The sequence below is a fragment of the Lactobacillus sp. ESL1191 genome (assembly GCF_058504435.1).
In genome coordinates this window covers 1,232,371-1,250,984 of sequence record NZ_CP196365.1, presented here as the reverse complement: position 1 = coordinate 1,250,984, position 18,614 = coordinate 1,232,371, and the positions used below count along the sequence as shown (strand labels likewise).

The 18,614-nt window shown below is 43.0% G+C and carries 12 protein-coding genes and 2 tRNA genes; 12 read left to right on the top strand and 2 right to left on the bottom strand.

The features are described from left to right. Positions 1-117 precede the first annotated feature (117 nt). Positions 118-189, top strand: a tRNA-Gly gene (locus ACSYSN_RS06275). Between the two features lie 42 nt (positions 190-231). Further along, positions 232-305, top strand: a tRNA-Pro gene (locus ACSYSN_RS06270). 404 nt (positions 306-709) lie between these two features. On the opposite strand, the gene ACSYSN_RS06265 is transcribed toward ACSYSN_RS06270, so the two are convergent. Further along, the gene (locus tag ACSYSN_RS06265; protein ID WP_317637160.1) at positions 710-925 is read right to left on the bottom strand and encodes a hypothetical protein; all 216 of its coding nucleotides are present in this window, start codon (positions 923-925) and stop codon (positions 710-712) included. A gap of 326 nt (positions 926-1,251) precedes the next feature. Here ACSYSN_RS06265 and ACSYSN_RS06260 point away from each other — a divergent pair, with 326 nt between their 5' ends. The 5 genes from ACSYSN_RS06260 to rpoC all read left to right on the top strand — a co-directional run bounded on the left by ACSYSN_RS06260 (position 1,252) and on the right by rpoC (position 13,177). Then, complete coding sequence (locus tag ACSYSN_RS06260; protein WP_491712006.1) at positions 1,252-1,464, top strand: hypothetical protein; 213 nt, start codon at positions 1,252-1,254, stop codon at positions 1,462-1,464. A gap of 708 nt (positions 1,465-2,172) precedes the next feature. Then, the gene (locus ACSYSN_RS06255; protein WP_491712005.1) at positions 2,173-2,757 is read left to right on the top strand and encodes a hypothetical protein; all 585 of its coding nucleotides are present in this window, start codon (positions 2,173-2,175) and stop codon (positions 2,755-2,757) included. A gap of 379 nt (positions 2,758-3,136) precedes the next feature. Beyond that, the gene (locus ACSYSN_RS06250; protein ID WP_491712912.1) at positions 3,137-5,632 is read left to right on the top strand and encodes an ATP-dependent Clp protease ATP-binding subunit; all 2,496 of its coding nucleotides are present in this window, start codon (positions 3,137-3,139) and stop codon (positions 5,630-5,632) included. Between the two features lie 212 nt (positions 5,633-5,844). Further along, positions 5,845-9,495 (top strand): DNA-directed RNA polymerase subunit beta, encoded by a 3,651-nt coding sequence (gene rpoB / locus ACSYSN_RS06245; protein WP_491712004.1) that lies wholly within the window; start codon positions 5,845-5,847, stop codon positions 9,493-9,495. A 16-nt stretch (positions 9,496-9,511) separates the two neighbouring features. After that, complete coding sequence (gene rpoC / locus ACSYSN_RS06240) at positions 9,512-13,177, top strand: DNA-directed RNA polymerase subunit beta' (protein ID WP_491712003.1); 3,666 nt, start codon at positions 9,512-9,514, stop codon at positions 13,175-13,177. A 44-nt stretch (positions 13,178-13,221) separates the two neighbouring features. Here rpoC and ACSYSN_RS06235 read toward each other — a convergent pair whose 3' ends face one another. Continuing rightward, on the bottom strand, positions 13,222-13,917 hold the full coding sequence (locus ACSYSN_RS06235) for a prepilin peptidase (RefSeq protein ID WP_491712002.1): 696 nt from the start codon (positions 13,915-13,917) through the stop codon (positions 13,222-13,224). A gap of 179 nt (positions 13,918-14,096) precedes the next feature. Between ACSYSN_RS06235 and rpsL the strand changes: the two genes are divergently transcribed. From rpsL to rplC, 5 genes are all read left to right on the top strand, one after another. Beyond that, positions 14,097-14,504, top strand: a complete 408-nt coding sequence (gene rpsL / locus ACSYSN_RS06230; protein WP_317637152.1) for a 30S ribosomal protein S12 — start codon at positions 14,097-14,099, stop codon at positions 14,502-14,504. A 14-nt stretch (positions 14,505-14,518) separates the two neighbouring features. After that, on the top strand, positions 14,519-14,989 hold the full coding sequence (rpsG, locus tag ACSYSN_RS06225; RefSeq protein ID WP_317637151.1) for a 30S ribosomal protein S7: 471 nt from the start codon (positions 14,519-14,521) through the stop codon (positions 14,987-14,989). Positions 14,990-15,010: 21 nt separating this feature from the next. After that, on the top strand, positions 15,011-17,104 hold the full coding sequence (fusA, locus tag ACSYSN_RS06220) for an elongation factor G (RefSeq protein ID WP_317637150.1): 2,094 nt from the start codon (positions 15,011-15,013) through the stop codon (positions 17,102-17,104). A gap of 545 nt (positions 17,105-17,649) precedes the next feature. Further along, positions 17,650-17,958 (top strand): 30S ribosomal protein S10, encoded by a 309-nt coding sequence (gene rpsJ / locus ACSYSN_RS06215; protein ID WP_317637148.1) that lies wholly within the window; start codon positions 17,650-17,652, stop codon positions 17,956-17,958. Positions 17,959-17,984: 26 nt separating this feature from the next. Continuing rightward, positions 17,985-18,614, top strand: coding sequence for a 50S ribosomal protein L3 (gene rplC, locus ACSYSN_RS06210; RefSeq protein ID WP_317637147.1), 630 nt, complete (start codon positions 17,985-17,987; stop codon positions 18,612-18,614).

The window sequence follows — 18,614 nt, the reverse complement described above, 5'->3', positions numbered from 1 at the left end:
AGCATGCATTGCCTAACATTGATAAGCCATGTCTTATTGCCCATACCGATATTTTTTGAATTATTTGGCAAAAGTAGTTGCAAATTCAACTTGGTTTGCTATAATAATATCTGTCTTGCGGAAGTAGTTCAGTGGTAGAACATCACCTTGCCATGGTGGGGGTCGCGGGTTCGAATCCCGTCTTCCGCTCTATCTAAAAAACCCACCGTAAGCGGTGGGTTTTTTATTGAACGGGAAATAGCTCAGCTTGGTAGAGCGCTACGTTCGGGACGTAGAGGTCGCAGGTTCGAATCCTGTTTTCCCGATTTTGAGAATTTTGCCTTTGTACCAACGGCTTAAAGCGTTGGTATGAAGGCGTTTTTGTTTTTTGCACTTTTCTGAAATTGGCCCCAATCGGTTAAAAAACTTCATGTTTTTAAGTAGACGTGCAAGTGGGCTAACCTTAGATATTTAATGTGGGGGAGTTATGAAAGATAGTAGAAACGTTGATTTAAAGGCAACTTCAAGGAGTGTCAAACGGTTTGGAAACTTCTATTTAAAAATGTTCTGTCTAAGAACGGGACTAAAGAGGAGCAGGGCGTGTAATACGCCTTTTTATTATCGCTGTTGGTAGATTATGTTTAGCTGATTGAAGACGTTTAGAGGGCTGAAATAAGCCATATTAGATGGTGTGTATTATATAAAAAAGCCCGATCGTCGGACTTGCTATCTAGTAATACCTTAAAACAATCATGAAGAACATTAACACTAATCCTGCAACAAATGCATGTTTCCATGTCCCTTCAGGCAATTCTTTATTGAACATGTCTTTTGCAATCCATAGTGTAACTTTGTTCCATAAAACATATGTTGCAGCTGTCCATAATCCTGCGTTAATAATTAAAACAACAATCCAATCTATTGGGTCTTCTAAACCATAAAACATGTAATTTCTCACTTTCTGAATAAGTGCTTATCAAATCGATAATATATTTTTTAACTAAATAACTTTAACATACGAGAAATCAAAAAAATACTAACTGATAATTATTTACTGCGTCACCTGAATAAACACCAATAAACTTGCCGCCCACAATAATAAATAAAAAAAGGTTTTTGCTAGATTATTATATAAATGTTGAAATTTTTGAGTCTAATAATTCGATTACACTGTTTCTTAACTTTAGTGCTCCAAAAAAGTGTAAATGCGGCTAAAGCCAGTAGGAGTAGTTCATCAAATCAATTTCGTATTGCTTATCAAAGAGGGTACAGGTGGCAGTGTTGCTGCTCATTCAGGCTATAGATGAAAGTGGGAGATATTTTGGTAGGAATATCAATAATTCTATGATGGATCACGCAGCAATTGCCACTTCATCAAAATATGTTTTGGAAATGCCAGGGAAAAAGATTTCAACTCATACCAGCAAAGCGACTTTTTTTAAAGAAATTCTGGAGGTCAAAAAAATGTGGTTGTTTATCCAATAAAATCTTATCCAGCTTATGCAAATAAAGCTGCTACTTATGCCTACAATTACAAGTATCGGAAAACTAATCCATCATATATGATAAACTTGTATCATAAGAGCCCCTCGTATTGTTCTAAATATGTATATTTAGCTTATTGATGGGGAGCAACAAAGTCAGCATTGGCCAATTACCGTGGTATACCACATATTGTTGCTAATCAAAAATTTCGTTGGTTCTTTTGTACCTAAATATATTTGTAAAGTAACGAGGTATTAATTATGAAAATGATAAAAATTGTATCAGCTATTTTAGATAGTTTAGGAGTCTTATTGGGATTTTGGCTTTTATTTAATGAAGTCGGAGGATAATCTTTGAATTTAGAACATTTAGTCTAATATACGTCATTGGTGGGCTTTTTTAGTTGTTCTGTTTTGAACTGTCTGTATAATCTTATTTTGTATGGTGCTTGTGATGGGCAAGTTGAAGTTGTAATAATAATTTTAGCGATAATAACCATATTATTTATTCTTGTTTTTTTAAATCGTCGAATTGTAAAAAAGTAGATAATTAATACCTAATGGAGAAACTTGAAAAATATTAAGTTAAGAAGGAACATAGGACTAATGCGAGAAATAGTAAGAAAACAAACATCAAAGAAGAAAACATAAACTCGAAAAGAAAAAATTGAAAAAAAACTGGAAGCAAAACAAATAGAGGAGATTTTTTATGATAATCAAGAGAGAAGATTGGAACAATTATCTTAATAAGGATATTTTAATAGAAAAGTTTGGCAAATCCCAATCAAATGGCACCTTTACATTAGGCTACATGGTTGCTGATTTAGGACAATACTATATTTTTCAAATTATTGATGATAATGGCACTTTACTGGTTTACACTTTGTGTAAGAAAACAGATATCGAAAGACTAGAATGTGAAGATAATTACACTAAAATGTTTGATTTTTATATAGCTTATCAAAAAAAGCATAATAATTTTGACCCACTAAATCTAGAAAAAATATATCAAGAAATGCCTAAACAAAGTATTAATGCAATATTGAAATATTGCTATGACAATGGCTTTTATGTATCGATTACGGATGAAAAAAGTGACCTTTATAAAACTGGAAGAGTTGTTTCAGTTGATGAACAAAAAGTAATGATTGACGAAGAATCGTATTGCAAAGATTATGAATTTGACACAACTGACGAAATCAGTAAAGAACCAACCAATATCAATGACATATTAACACTGGAATTTGTTGCACAAGATAATTATCTCTACGAACAATATCTTAAGCAGAAGTAGTTGTTTAGTTTTATTCAGACAATATAAATTAGAAAGTCACCTTTGGGTGGCTTTTTTGATAAATAATTTAAATTTATACCCTTATGAAAAAGATTTAAAAAATTGGTTTCTGTTTCTCTTAAAAGTTACCTAGATTGGCCTTGCATGATTAATTACTTTATAAGTAACCAGCTAACTTGACGTCGACGACAGGTCAGCTACCAGCTTTTTACTTTATTAAACATGCTAAAAGGAGGAAAATTAGCGTCAGGAGGTAGTCTTTGCTATAATGGTGGCAATGTTTTGGGCCAAAAAGTCCCGGCTAGTGGAGCCGGAATATTTTACAATTTAGCCAAAAAGTTTATAGTGGAAACACATTATTTTTAAAGGTGGTGCTATGATGAAAAAATCTTATACTACGAGCGCAAATCAAGTTTTAGAGATTGCTCGTGAGCAAGCGCAAGCGTTTCACCATCGCTTGATTGGTACTGAACACGTGCTACTAGCAATGGTTATTGAGTCTGATGGCGAAGCGGGCAAAGATTTGCGAGCTTGGGGTGCAACACCAAAGACAATTCGTGAAGAAATTGAGCGTTATACCGGCTACGGTTCGGCAGGCAAGACCAGCTACATGGAGATGTCACCGCGTCTTAGCATGGTTTTGGCTTATGCGGGTACTCTGGCTGAACGTGAAGGCTCAGCTAAAATTAGGACCTGTCACATTTTGCTTGGTCTGCTGCTCAATGAACAGGTTTTGGCGACCGTTATTTTACGAAACTTAAATATTGATTTGGATGGCTTACGCAACGATATCTTTCATAGCTTGGGTGAAGATGAGGCAATGGGGAGCAGCAATCAAAGTGATGATGGCTGGTCGAATTATGGCGGACCTGACGATGGCGGTGCAGCTGCTCAAAGTGCTACGCCGACGCTTGACCAGGTTTCAGTCAACCTGAATGAACGTGCAGAAAATGGCCGAATCGATCCTGTGATCGGGCGCGATCGTGAAGTAGCGCGGGTAATTGAAATTATGTCGCGGCGTAATAAGAATAATCCTGTCTTGATTGGTGAGCCTGGTGTTGGTAAAACAGCTGTAGCCGAAGCTATTGCAACTGCAATCGTTAATAAACAAGTTCCCTACGACTTGTTGGACAAGCAGGTGGTTTCATTGGACTTAGGCGGACTAGTTGCAGGGACTAAATATCGCGGCGAGTTTGAAGATCGCTTAAAGAAAATTATCAAAGAAATCACTGAAGACGGTAGTATCATTCTCTTTGTGGATGAGATGCACACCTTAATCGGAGCTGGTGGTGCTGAGGGTTCAATTGATGCAGCAAATATTTTGAAGCCGTCGCTAGCCCGGGGCGACATCCAAATGATTGGCGCTACCACCTTTGATGAGTACCAAAAATACGTGGAAAAGGATCAGGCGCTGGCGCGCCGCTTTCAGATTGTCCGGCTGAATGAGCCGTCACGGGCAGAATCCTTGGCAATTTTAACCGGGTTAAAGTCCAAGTACGAGCACTTCCACCACGTCAATATTTCGGAAGCGGCCTTGAAGAATGCCATTGACCTGTCAAGCCGCTATATTACTAACCGTTACTTGCCCGATAAGGCTATTGACTTGATTGATGAGGCCAGTGCGGCTGTGAAGATTAAGTCTGGCCGTGGTTCAAACAATCAATTGGTTCAGCTAAATGAGCAACTTAAAAAGGTGATTGAACAGAAGAATCAAGCGGCCGTCAATCAAAACTTCGTGAAGGCGGCCGAGCTGCAGGATAAGCAGAATAGCTTGCAATTACGTCAAGATAAGTTGGCAGACCGCTTAGAGAATTCGGCGATTGGCAAGTCAGCGGTGCAACCTGAAGATATTGCTAAAGTCGTCTCTAACTGGACTGGAGTGCCGGTAACGCAAATGAACCGGAACGAGACTAAGCAGTTGGCTAACTTAGAAGGAGACTTGCACCGGCGGATCATTGGTCAAGATAAGGCCGTATCCGCTGTTAGTCGAGCTGTTCGCCGTAGCCGTAGTGGCATCAAGGATGAGAACCGGCCGATTGGCTCCTTCCTCTTCTTGGGTCCGACCGGTGTCGGTAAGACAGAACTCGCCAAGGCAATTGCCGCGGCCATTTTTGGTTCCGAAAACAATCTAATCAGAATTGACATGTCTGAATACATGGACCAGGTTGCTAGTAGCAAGTTAATTGGTTCAGCTCCTGGTTATGTTGGTTACGACGAAGGCGGTCAACTGTCCGAACAAGTTCGGCGTCATCCTTATTCAGTAGTTCTGCTCGATGAGGTGGAAAAAGCTCACCCAGATGTCTTTAACTTGTTGTTGCAGGTGCTTGATGATGGCTTTTTGACTGATTCCAAAGGCCGTAAAGTGGACTTTAAGAATACGATTATCATTATGACCTCTAACCTGGGTTCGCGGTCACTCTTTGAAACTAAGGCGGTTGGCTTTGCGGCTGATCACACCAGTCAGACCAAATTGCGCCAAGAGCGGGTGCAACAAGCATTGAAACAGTTCTTCCGGCCTGAATTCTTGAATCGGGTGGATGAATCCATTATTTTTGATGAATTAGACCACAAGCAATTGCGTCAGATTGTGACTTTGTTGACCCGGAAGCTAATTGACCGCCTGCACAAGCTTGGCATTCAACTAAAGATATCTCGAGCTGCGCTTGATAAGATTGCTAAGGATGGTTACAACCCAGAGATGGGGGCCAGGCCACTACGTCGGGCAATTGAGTCTGACATGGAGGACAAGATTGCTTCCTTATTAATTAAGGGTGAGCTTAAGTCTGGTGACCTCCTCAAGATTGGCTGCAACCATGATAAGCTCAAATTTGACATTGAACCGATTAGCAAAAACAAGCTGGTTGCTTCAAGGTAAAGAGGTTGACAGTTAGCTATTTATTTGCTATATTGAGCGGTGATTAAAAAAGCTGATTTTCAGGATTTTGCTGATCTATTGTCCAGCAGAATAATAAAGGACAAAAACGACAGGAGTTGTTTTTGTCTTTTTTATGCTTAAAATTCCAGCTTTTTGAAATTGTAACCAAAATGTAATATTAGCTTTCTCTGAATAGAAAGGATGTTTTCTCCTTGTTAAACGGACACGTAGTAAATTTTGGCAAACATCGTACAAGGCGTAGTTTTTCCCGCATTAAAGAAGTGCTGAAATTACCCAACTTGACAGATGTCCAAAACGAATCATATCAATGGTTTTTGGATGAAGGTATAAAGGACGTCTTTGACGACATTATGCCAATTAGTGACTTTTCAGGTAAGCTATCGCTGGAATATATTGGCTATAAACTGCAGAAGCCGAAGTATACTGTCGATGAAGCCCGGGATCATGATGCAACTTATTCTGCACCAATGAACGTCACGCTGAAGTTGACCAACCAAAAAACCGGTGAAATCAAGACCCAAGATGTCTTTTTTGGCGATTTGCCGCTGATGACGGAATCAGGTTCTTTTATCATTAATGGTGCAGAAAGAGTCATCGTTTCTCAATTAGTTAGGTCCCCGAGTGTGTACTATTCAGGTGACTATGACAAGAATGGCCGTGAAATCTTTGGCACGACGGTTATTCCTAACCGGGGTGCCTGGCTGGAATATGAAACTGATGCCAAAAATGTCTCATACGTGCGTGTGGACCGTACTCGTAAGTTGCCTTTGACCGTTCTGATTAGAGCTCTTGGTATTGGTTCAGATGATGAAATTCTAGATATTTTTGGTCAAAGTGATACGCTGCAATTCACTTTAGACAAGGATGTACACAAGAACCCAGCCGATTCACGGGTTGCCGAAGCGCTGAAAGATGTTTATGAACGCTTGCGTCCAGGTGAACCGAAGACCACCGATTCGTCCCGTTCACTGCTCTATGCGCGCTTCTTTGATCCACGTCGCTATGACTTGGCACCAGTTGGTCGGTACAAGGTTAACAAGAAGTTGTCGCTCAAGAGCCGTCTTTATGGCGAAACACTGGCTGAAACTTTAGCAGACCCAGATACTGGTGAAATCATTGCCAAGAAGGATACTGTAGTTACTCATGAGCTAATGGAAACGCTTGAGCAGTACCTTGATCGTGATGACTTCAAGATGGTTACTTATGAACCTTCTAAAGAAGGGGTTTTGCAAGACCCAATTAGCGTTCAGGAGATTAAGGTCTACTCCAAGGTAAATCCCGAGCGTGTGGTTAAACTTATTTCTAATGGTCACATTGATGAGAACGTGAAGTATCTGACCCCAGCCGATGTTTTGGCTTCAATCAATTACTTCCTCCTGCTACAAGATGGTATTGGTAATACTGATGACATTGATCACTTAGGTAATCGCCGTATTCGTCGAGTTGGTGAATTAATGGAAAACCAATTTAGAATTGGTTTAGCACGAATGGAACGGGTTGTAAGGGAAAGAATGTCCATTCAAGACCCATCAACGGTCACCCCGCAACAATTAATTAATATCCGTCCGATTGTCGCCAGCATCAAGGAATTCTTTGGTTCATCGCAGTTATCCCAGTTTATGGATCAGCACAACCCCCTAGGTGAGTTAACGCACAAACGCCGGATGTCTGCCTTAGGACCTGGTGGTTTGACGCGGGACCGTGCCGGATATGAAGTTCGGGATGTGCACTATACGCAATATGGCCGTCTGTGCCCAATCGAAACACCAGAAGGTCCTAACATCGGGCTAATTAACTCGCTGGCTACTTATGCGGTGATTAACAAGTACGGCTTTATTGAAACGCCGTATCGGCGGGTCGACTGGACGACCCACAAGGTTACAGACCGGATTGATTACTTAACTGCCGACGTTGAGGATAATTACATCATTGCGGGTGCCAACGCTAAGTTGAATCCGGATGGTTCCTTTGAGGACGACTTGATTTTAGCGCGACATAAGGAAGACAACATTGAAGTTAGCCCAGACAAGATCGACTATATGGATGTTATTCCTAAGCAGGTTGTGTCGGTTGCTTCCGCCTGTATTCCTTTCCTAGAAAACGATGACTCTAACCGGGCATTGATGGGAGCCAACCAACAGCGTCAGGCAGCTCCACTTATCAACCCGCACAGTTCTTTAGTTGGTACTGGTATGGAATATCGGGCCGCCCACGATTCTGGCGCTGCGGTTTTGGCTGAAGCAGCTGGGACAGTTGAGTACGTTGACGCCAATACCATCAGAATCAGACGTGCAGACGGAACTTTAGACAAGTACACGCTTGAAAAGTACCGCCGGTCAAATAACTCTAAGTCATACAACCAGACACCGAACGTTAAGTTGGGTGATAAGGTTGAAGAGAGCGAAGTGATTGTTAACGGTCCAACGATGGATCATGGCGAACTGGCTCTGGGTCAAAACCCGGTAATCGCCTTCATGACTTGGAATATGTACAACTATGAAGATGCCATTATGCTTTCAGAACACCTGGTCAAGGATGATGTGTACACTTCAATCAGTATTGAAGATTATGAGTCAGAAGCACGTGATACCAAGCTTGGTCCTGAAGAAATTACGCGTGAATTACCTAATGTGGGTGAGGATGCACTAAAAGACCTTGACAGTCAAGGTGTTGTCCGCATCGGAGCAGAAGTTCATGACGGTGATATTTTAGTTGGTAAGGTTACACCTAAGGGTGTGACTGAACTTTCAGCCGAAGAGCGCCTCTTGCACGCAATTTTTGGTGAAAAAGCCCGCGAAGTGCGTGATACTTCTCTTCGAGTACCACATGGTGGTGGCGGAATTGTCCGCGATGTCAAAGTCTATACCCGTGAAAATGGTGACGAATTAGCACCTGGAGTTAATACCTTAGTTCGTGTTTACATTGCGCAAAAACGGAAAATTCAAGTTGGTGACAAGATGTCTGGGCGGCATGGTAACAAGGGTACGGTTGCAGCCGTTGTTCCGGAAGAGGATATGCCCTACTTACCAGACGGTACACCGGTTGATATTTGTTTGAACCCAATGGGTGTCCCTTCACGTATGAACATTGGACAGCTGCTTGAATTACACTTGGGCTGGGCTGCTAACCGACTCGGCATTCATGTTGCTACGCCGGTATTTGATGGTGCTAGTGAAGATGATGTTTGGGATACGGTTCACAAGGCCGGTGTTGACCGCGACGGTAAGACCGTGCTTTACGATGGCCGCACAGGAGAACCCTTCCATAACCGTGTTTCGGTGGGAATTATGCACTACTTGAAGCTAACCCACATGGTTGATGATAAGATTCACGCCCGTTCAATTGGGCCATACTCGCTGGTTACTCAACAACCGCTTGGGGGTAAAGCCCAGTTTGGTGGACAGCGTTTTGGTGAAATGGAAGTTTGGGCCCTTGAAGCTTATGGTGCCGCGTACACTCTGCAAGAGATCTTGACTTACAAGTCAGATGACGTTGTTGGCCGGGTCAAGGCTTATGAAGCTGTGGTCAAAGGCGAAAGGATTCCAAAGCCAGGCGTTCCTGAATCTTTCCGCGTGTTAGTTAAGGAATTACAATCGTTAGGATTGAATATTCGCGTTCTTGACATGGATCACAAGGAAATTGAATTGCGTGACATGGATGATGATTCAAACGAGCACTTGAACATCGATACCCTATCCAAGATGGCTGAGGAGCAGCAAAAGAAGAAGTTAGCCGCAACAGCTGACGCTTCTGATGACGGTGAAGCCGGTGAGCCGGTAGAATCCACCGAGTCTGAAACTCCTGTCGATAAGTCCGATGATGATAACAAGATTTCTAAATAACTAGGAGGTTAGACTTTTGATTGACGTAAACAAATTTGAAAGCATGCAAATTGGTCTTGCTTCCCCGAATAAGATTCGGAGTTGGTCGTATGGTGAAGTCAAAAAGCCAGAGACGATTAATTATCGGACTCTAAAGCCTGAAAAAGACGGCTTATTCGATGAAAGAATCTTTGGGCCAACTAAAGACTGGGCTTGTGCATGTGGTAAGTATAAGGGTGTAAGATACCGCGGGATCGTTTGTGATCGTTGTGGAGTTGAAGTTACCTCCTCTAAAGTTAGAAGAGAACGGATGGGCCATATTGAGTTGGCGGCGCCCGTTACCCATATCTGGTACTTTAAAGGCATTCCGTCACGGATGGGCCTAATTCTAGATATGTCACCAAGATTACTTGAAGAAGTAATTTACTTTGCTGCCTACATTGTGATTGACCCCGGTGATACTGAGCTTGAATTTAAGCAATTATTGACTGAAGTCGAGTACCGTGAACAAAAGGAAAAGTACGGCAATCGATTTGACGCCAAGATGGGTGCAGAAGCAATTCGCGACCTGCTGCGCAAGGTTGACTTAGGCAAGGAAGTCAAGGACTTAAGAAAAGAACTTGAAACTGCTACTGGTCAAAAGCGAACACGCGCAATTAGACGGCTCGATATCTTGGATGCCTTTAATAATTCCGGAAATAAGCCTGAGTGGATGGTCATTGACGCCGTTCCTGTAATCCCGCCTGACTTGCGGCCGATGGTTCAGTTAGAAGGTGGTCGTTTTGCTACTTCTGACTTAAACGACTTATACCGGCGCGTGATCAATCGTAACAACCGACTGAAGCGTTTGCTTGACTTGAATGCACCGAACATTATTGTCCAAAATGAGAAGCGGATGTTGCAGGAAGCAGTTGACGCTTTAATCGACAACGGTCGGCGCGGTCGTTCTGTGGTGGGGCCTGGTAATCGTCCGTTGAAGTCCCTTTCACATATGCTGAAGGGTAAGCAAGGGCGCTTCCGCCAAAACTTACTTGGTAAGCGGGTTGACTACTCTGGTCGTTCAGTTATTGATGTTTCGCCGAAATTAAAGTTCTACCAATGTGGTGTTCCGCGCCCGATGGCACTTGAATTGTTCAAGCCATTTGTGATGCACGAATTAGTTAAGCGTAAGCTAGCTTCGAACATTAAGAGTGCCAAGCGCAAAATTGATCGAGAAGATGACGATGTCTGGGATGTACTGGAAAGTGTCATTAAGGAGAGAACCGTCTTGCTCAACCGTGCACCTACCTTGCACCGGTTAAGTATCCAAGCCTTTGAGCCAGTTTTAGTTCCTGGTAAGTCAATTCGCCTCCATCCCCTGACTTGTGAAGCTTACAATGCTGACTTCGATGGTGACCAGATGGCGATTCATGTTCCTTTATCTGATGAAGCTGTTGCCGAATCACGGCTCTTGATGCTAGCCGCTCACCATATTTTGGCACCTAAGGACGGTAAGCCAATCGTTACGCCATCTCAGGATATTGTGTTGGGCAACTACTGGTTAACCCAAGCCGAAAAGGGTCGTGAAGGCGAGGGCATGATGTTCAATTCTCCCGATGAAGCGACTGTTGCCTACAATAATGGTGATATTCACTATCACTCAATTATTGGTATGGCTGCTGATTCAATGCCGCAAAAAGCATGGCCTAAGGGGTATGAACACGGCATCTTTATCACTACTTATGGCCGCGTAATCTTCAATCAAATTTTCCCAGAAGACTACTTCTACGTTAATGAGCCAACTGAAGAAAATCTGAATAATCCGCTTGCTGCTAAGTACTTTTTGGAACCGGGTGAAGATATTCGTCAAAAGATTGATGACGTGGCGAACGAATTGGTTTCAACTCCGTTCAAGAAGTCATTCTTATCGGATTCTATTGCCACTATTTACAAATATTACCGGGTCCAAAGAACTTCGGAATACTTGGACGATTTGAAGACTTTAGGCTACATCAGTTCAACTACTTCAGGTATTACTATCGGAATGACTGATGTTCCTGAAATTGATGACAAGGACGAAAAGGTAGACAAGGCCCACAAGCAGGTCGATGTTGTTTCTAAGCAGTTTAGACGCGGATTAATTACTGAAGAAGAGCGACACGATCGGGTAATTAGCATCTGGAATGAGTGTAAGGATGAGGTTCAAGATGAGATTGCGCAGATCTACGATCCACGTAACCCAATCACTATCATGGCCGACTCTGGTGCTCGTGGTAACATTTCTAACTTTACGCAATTAGCCGGAATGCGTGGCTTGATGGCCACTCCGAACGGTGGACTGTTTGAAATCCCGGTTACTTCAAACTTCAAAGAAGGACTTTCCGTTCTAGAATTGTTCATGTCCACCCACGGCGCCCGTAAGGGGATGACCGATACGGCGCTAAAGACGGCTCAGTCAGGTTACTTGACGCGGCGGTTAGTTGATGTTGCCCAGGACGTAATTATTCGCGAAGATGATTGTGGAACAGACCGTGGCATTGACGTTCATGCAATTATGGAAGGCGACGAGTTGATTGAACCCCTCTATGACCGTTTACTTGGTCGTTTCACGGCTGAGACCGTTAAGGATCCGCAGACTGGTGAAGCAATTGTTAAGCCGAATGCCATGATGGATGAAAACTTGTCGCATCAAATTTGTGATGCTGGTGTAACCAATGTCAAAATCAGGTCAATTTTGACTTGTGACACCTCTCATGGTGTTTGTCGCAAATGTTACGGCATGAATTTAGCCACTGGTGAAGAGGTAGAAGTCGGGGAAGCAGTTGGTACTGTAGCTGCCCAATCAATTGGTGAACCAGGAACCCAACTTACTCTGCGTACTTTCCACAACGGTGGTGTCGCCGGTGCCGAAGATATTACTCAAGGTCTTCCGCGTGTGCAAGAGCTGTTTGAAGCCCGTAATCCCAAGGGGCGCGCAATTATTTCCGAGGTTGATGGAACAATTGATGCAATTCAAGAAAATCCGGCTGAGCATACACGTGAAATTACCGTTAAGGGTAGGATCGACACTAGAAGCTACAGTATTCCTTATACTGCTTCAGTGGCGGTTGCTGAAGGTGATGAGGTCCAGCGCGGAGACAAACTGACGCTTGGTTCAATTGATCCTAAAGAATTAATCCAGGTTACTGATACACTAACAACCGAAGAGTACATCCTGGTTGAAGTGCAGAAGGCATACCGGATGCAAGGTGTGGACATTTCTGACAAGCACGTCGAGGTTTTGACCAGACAGATGCTGCAGAAGGTTCGTGTACTTGATCCAGGGGAGACCACCCTGCTTCCAGGTGAAATTATGGATGTTGGGCAGTTCAAAGAACGCAACACATCTGTAATCATTTCTGGAGGTATTCCAGCAACAGCCCAAAGCGTCATTCTGGGAATTACTAAGGCAGCGCTTGAGACGAATAGTTTCTTGTCGGCTGCTTCCTTCCAAGAAACTACTCGTGTTCTGACGGATGCTTCAATCAGGGGTAAGAATGACCCCCTGCTTGGGCTGAAAGAAAATGTAATTATTGGTAAGATTATTCCAGCTGGTACTGGTTTGCCAGTTTATCGGGACATGGAACCTGAATCCGACACGAAAAAGCCGGAATCTGTTTATTCAATCGCTGACATCGAAAAAGAGATGAAGGAGACTGACGAAGCAGAGGAACCACAGGCCTAAACTTTAAAAAAACGTTTCTACATTATTCAATGTAGAAACGCTTTTTATAATTCAGCCAGTAATTGCACGACTAGTCCCAAAAAGATGTAGGGGATGAAGGCAGTTGTTTTTTGGGTTGAAGCTGACTTTATTTCAAATGAAAACTGTGCCACAAAGAAAAGAGCAGCGGAAAGTAAAACGTGGTTAGTAAAGGTTGGACCAAAATAAAGCACTAAAATGAGGTAAATGATTAAATCGCCGCTGCCAAATTTCCCGGCACAGGTATAGTAAATTAAAGTAATAAGAATAGGAAGTAATTCAATGTATTCAAGCAGGTGATAGTAGCGGAGGTTACCAACTTGACTAAGGGCCAGGATAATTGCGGGTAGCAGCATGACTAAGTAAAATTCTTGCTGTGTGTAGTCGCAAATGGCAGCCAACAGCAGACTGAAGAGTAAGAGAGCTGTCAACCACCCTGTACTAGTGCTGAAGTCAAGGCTGATATAGGCGAAGCCACCGATAATTTCAATGATTGGTAGTTTGACGGGAATTGAGGCCTGACAATAACGGCACTTGCCACGCAGCCAGAAGTAAGAAATAATTGGCAGCTCGTCCAGCAGATTGAGTGTGCTGTGGCAAGCAGAACAGCGTGATCGCCCCAGCATAAAGTCAGCGGTTAAAAAACGGTCGCAGATAACGGCTGCGTGAGAGGCGAGACATGTTCCCAGGACGAAGTTTGTCAGATAAAATATTCCTTTCATTATTGGTCCTCCTCCAAATTAAATACGTAAAAAAGCAGGCAATCTTTTTAAGAATAAGGATTGCTTTTTTTACTGAAGGGCGTACAATAGTCTTTGTATATTTTGAAGAATAACTCAGGAATAAAAAAGAAACTCCTGGGTGTGTGAACAGAATAATCAATTTTAGGAGGAAAAATTTAATGCCAACCATTAACCAATTGGTAAGAAAAGGTCGCCACACCAAGACGACTAAGTCAAAATCACCTGCTCTAGGCTTTGGCTACAACAGTATGAAGAAGGAACTAGTTGCCAACCCAGCACCACAAATGCGTGGTGTTGCAACTCGTGTTGGTACAATGACGCCAAAGAAGCCAAACTCGGCACTACGTAAGTATGCTCGTGTACGTCTTTCTAACTTAATCGAAGTTACCGCTTATATTCCAGGTGAAGGCCACAACTTGCAAGAACACTCGGTTGTTTTAATCCGTGGTGGTCGTGTTAAGGACCTTCCTGGTGTTCGGTACCACATTGTTCGTGGTGCGCTTGATACTGCCGGCGTTGATGGCAGAAAACAAGGCCGTTCGAAGTACGGTGCTAAGAAAGATTAAGGGGGAGTTAAATAATGCCTAGAAAAGGACACGTAACTAAAAGAGATATTTTAGCAGATCCAGTTTACAACTCAAAGCTCGTTACTAAGTTGATCAATCACTTGATGCTTGATGGTAAGAGAGCTAAGGCATCTTCAATCCTTTATGATGCTTTCAACATCGTGAAAGACAAGACCGGCAAGGAACCACTTGACGTTTTTGAAGAAGCAATGAACAACATTATGCCAGTATTGGAAGTTCGGGCTCGCCGGATCGGTGGTTCCAACTACCAAATTCCAGTTGAAGTTCGTCCGGAAAGAAGAACGACACTGGGCTTAAGATGGCTTGTTTCATACGCTCGTCTGCGTAATGAACACACAATGGACGAGCGTTTAGCCAATGAGATCATTGATGCTTCCAACAACACTGGTTCAGCAGTTAAGAAACGTGAAGACGTACACAGAATGGCTGAAGCCAACCGTGCATTTGCTCACTATCGTTTCTAATTTTTAAGGAGAGAAAATTTTATGGCTAATAAGCGTGAATTTCCATTAGAAAAAACACGTAATATTGGTATCATGGCCCACATCGACGCGGGTAAGACTACCACTACTGAGCGTATTCTTTACTATACTGGTAAGATCCACAAGATTGGTGAGACTCACGAAGGTGACTCCCAGATGGACTGGATGGAAGAAGAAAAAGAACGTGGGATTACCATTACGTCAGCCGCCACGACTGCACAATGGAAAGACTACCGAATTAACATTATCGATACTCCAGGACACGTTGACTTCACGATCGAAGTTGAACGGTCACTACGTGTGCTCGATGGTGCGGTAACCGTTCTTGATGCTCAAGCTGGGGTTGAACCACAAACTGAAAACGTTTGGCGCCAAGCTGAAACTTACGGTGTTCCTCGAATTGTTTTTATCAACAAGATGGACAAAATTGGTGCAGATTTTGATAAGTCTGTGACTTCTTTGCATGAACGTTTAAATGCCAACGCTTTAGCTGTGCAAATGCCAATTGGTTCAGCCGAAACTTTTGAAGGCGTAATCGACTTAATTGAAATGGTTGCTGACGTTTATGATGAAGACAAGCTTGGTTCCAGCTGGGAAAGTATTCCAGTTCCTGACGAATATAAGGAAGAAGCTGAAAAGCGTCGTAACGACTTAGTTGAACAAGTTGCTGATGTTGATGACGCCATCATGGAGAAGTACCTGGGCGGCGAAGAGATTTCTAATGAAGAGCTAAAAAAGGCCATTCGTAAGGCTACTTTGAACTTAGATATTTTCCCTGTATTTGCTGGTTCAGCCTTTAAGAACAAGGGTGTTCAGATGATGCTTGACGGTGTGGTGGACTACTTGCCATCTCCATTGGACGTTAAGCCGTACATTGCACATGATCCTAAGACCGACGAAGAAGTTGAGCTGGTTGCTGGCGATAACAAGCCGTTCTCAGCTTTGGCCTTCAAGATTGCTACGGACCCATTTGTTGGACGTTTGACTTATATTCGGATCTACACGGGATCACTTGAATCAGGTTCTTACGTTTTGAATGCTTCTAAAAATAGCCGTGAACGGGTTGGCCGTCTACTTCAGATGCATGCCAACTCTAGAAGTGAAATTTCTGAAGTATTTTCCGGGGATATTGCTGGTGCCATTGGTCTGAAGAATACTACAACGGGTGATTCGCTCACTGATCCTGACCACCCCTTGATTTTGGAAAGTTTGGAAGTCCCAGATCCAGTTATCCAGGTTTCAATTGAACCAGAATCAAAGGCTGATCGTGACAAGCTTGACGTTGCCCTGCAAAAGTTAACTGAAGAAGACCCAACTTTTAGAGCTGAAACTAACGCAGAAACCGGTCAAACCCTGATTTCGGGAATGGGTGAATTGCACCTGCAAATCATGGTTGAACGGATGAAGCGTGAATTCCACGTTGAAGCTAAGATCGGTGAGCCACAAGTTGCTTACCGTGAAACTTTCACTAAGCCGACCAAGGCACAAGGTAAGTTCGTTCGTCAATCTGGTGGTAAAGGTCAATACGGTGACGTTTGGATTGAATTCACACCAAATGACCGTGGTAAGGGCTATGAGTTCGAAGATGCGATTGTCGGTGGGGTTGTTCCGCGTGAATTTATTCCATCTGTCGACGCTGGACTGCAAGAATCAATGAAGAACGGTATCCTTGCTGGCTACCCGCTCATTGATGTTAAGGCCAAGCTTTATGATGGTAGTTATCACGAAGTCGACTCTTCAGAAGCTGCCTTCAAGGTTGCTGCATCATTGGCGTTGAGAAATGCTGCACCGCAAGCTGGTGCGGTTATTCTTGAACCAATTATGAAGGTGCAAGTAATTACGCCAGAAGATTACTTAGGTGACGTTATGGGTTCCATTACCGCTCGTCGTGGTACGATGGACAACATGGAAGATCGTGCTGGGGCCAAAGTCTTAAACTCAATGGTGCCACTGGCTGAGATGTTTGGTTACGCAACTACTTTGCGGTCATCCACTCAGGGTCGTGGTACCTTCACAATGGTCTTTGATCACTATGCGGTTACGCCTAAGTCAATCCAGGAAGAGATCATCAAGACGCGCGGCGGTCACGCTGACTAATTTTGGTGTAAGTAAAAATTGAATATAAGATTACAAGTCGAGACATTGGTAGAGCCAATGTCTCTTTTTGTGTACAAGCAGCAAGGTGGGCACGGGCAATCTAAATAATCATTTTGAAAAGCTCAACCTCCAGCTAAATTTTGCTACTGGCTGCTGGGTTCTGCTAATTGCCATTGCGGCCTTACTAGTACTCAACCTATTATGGCCTAAGGCAGCTGAGGGCCTGGACCGTCTGCATAATAAGTAAAAAACTAAAATGCAAAAGATACAGTTGAAAAATGTATCTTTTTGTTTTTGGAAAAATGGGCCGACTAACTTTTAACAAAAAGATTAAGAAAATCTCCCAAAACCCTTGCCATTTCAGCTTATGATCGGTATACTAGTCTTTGTGCTTTTAGGGCGTAGTCCGCCCTAATGCACGTTATTGTTGTAAAGCGTTGATGCAAAAGGTTGCGGCACACCTGGCTGCATTGCCACAGAGGTAGTGCTGGGAATTTTTGCGGAAGCTAGTCATCTTTTAAAGAGGACGTTAAGGAGGTTACTTAATGGCAAGTCAATCAATTCGTATTAGACTTAAGTCTTACGAACATGGTATTCTCGATGAATCAGCTGCTAAAATTGTAGCTACTGCGCAGAGAACTGGTGCTGAAATTTCAGGTCCAGTTCCGCTGCCAACAGAAAGGGTATTGTTTACTGTTCTGCGTTCACCACACAAGAACAAGGACTCACGTGAACAGTTCGAAATGCGGACCCACAAGCGGTTAATCGATATTTTGAACCCAACACCTAAGACTGTTGATTCTTTAATGAAGCTTGATCTACCAAGCGGCGTTGACATCGAAATCAAGTTATAATTTTTAAAAAAGAAAGAGGTGTGATCATGACCAAAGGAATCTTAGGAAGAAAAGTCGGTATGACTCAAGTCTTCACCAAAGATGGTATCCTTGTGCCCGTAACTGTTGTTGAAGCAGCGCCTAACGTTGTTATGCAAGTTAAGACTGTTGAATCAGACGGCTACGAAGCAATTCAGGTAGGATACCAAGACAAGCGTGAAGTTTTGAGCAACAAACCAGAAAAAGGTCATGCTGAAAAAGCAAAGACTTCGCCTAAGCGCTTCATACGTGAAATCCGCGGAGTTGAGCTTAAGGACTACGAAGTCGGCTCAGAAATTACTGTGGACACATTTAAGGAAGGTGACGTAGTTGACGTTACTGGAATTACAAGAGGTCATGGATACCAAGGTAACATTAAGCGTTGGGGCCAATCACGTGGACCAGAAACTCACGGTTCTAGATACCACAGAATTCCTGGTTCAATGGGTTCTATTATCAACCGTGTACCAAAGGGCAAGCGTTTGCCAGGGCACATGGGGACGAAGAAAGTTACCATTGAAAATCTAGTAATTGAGAAAGTTGTCGCTGATAAGAACGTATTGCTAATTAAGGGCAATGTTCCAGGTGCGAAGAACTCATTAATTACTGTTAAAACTGCTGTTAAGAGTAATAAATAG

Excerpts from the sequence above, each read along its gene's own strand:
- ACSYSN_RS06265 (WP_317637160.1), bottom strand. The coding sequence starts at position 925 with ATGTTTTATGGTTTAGAAGACCCAATAGATTGGATTGTTGTTTTAATT.
- ACSYSN_RS06255 (WP_491712005.1), top strand. The coding sequence starts at position 2,173 with ATGATAATCAAGAGAGAAGATTGGAACAATTATCTTAATAAGGATATT.
- ACSYSN_RS06250 (WP_491712912.1), top strand. The coding sequence starts at position 3,137 with ATGAAAAAATCTTATACTACGAGCGCAAATCAAGTTTTAGAGATTGCT.
- ACSYSN_RS06235 (WP_491712002.1), bottom strand. The coding sequence starts at position 13,917 with ATGAAAGGAATATTTTATCTGACAAACTTCGTCCTGGGAACATGTCTC.
- rpsL (WP_317637152.1), top strand. The coding sequence starts at position 14,097 with ATGCCAACCATTAACCAATTGGTAAGAAAAGGTCGCCACACCAAGACG.
- rpsG (WP_317637151.1), top strand. The coding sequence starts at position 14,519 with ATGCCTAGAAAAGGACACGTAACTAAAAGAGATATTTTAGCAGATCCA.
- fusA (WP_317637150.1), top strand. The coding sequence starts at position 15,011 with ATGGCTAATAAGCGTGAATTTCCATTAGAAAAAACACGTAATATTGGT.
- rpsJ (WP_317637148.1), top strand. The coding sequence starts at position 17,650 with ATGGCAAGTCAATCAATTCGTATTAGACTTAAGTCTTACGAACATGGT.
- rplC (WP_317637147.1), top strand. The coding sequence starts at position 17,985 with ATGACCAAAGGAATCTTAGGAAGAAAAGTCGGTATGACTCAAGTCTTC.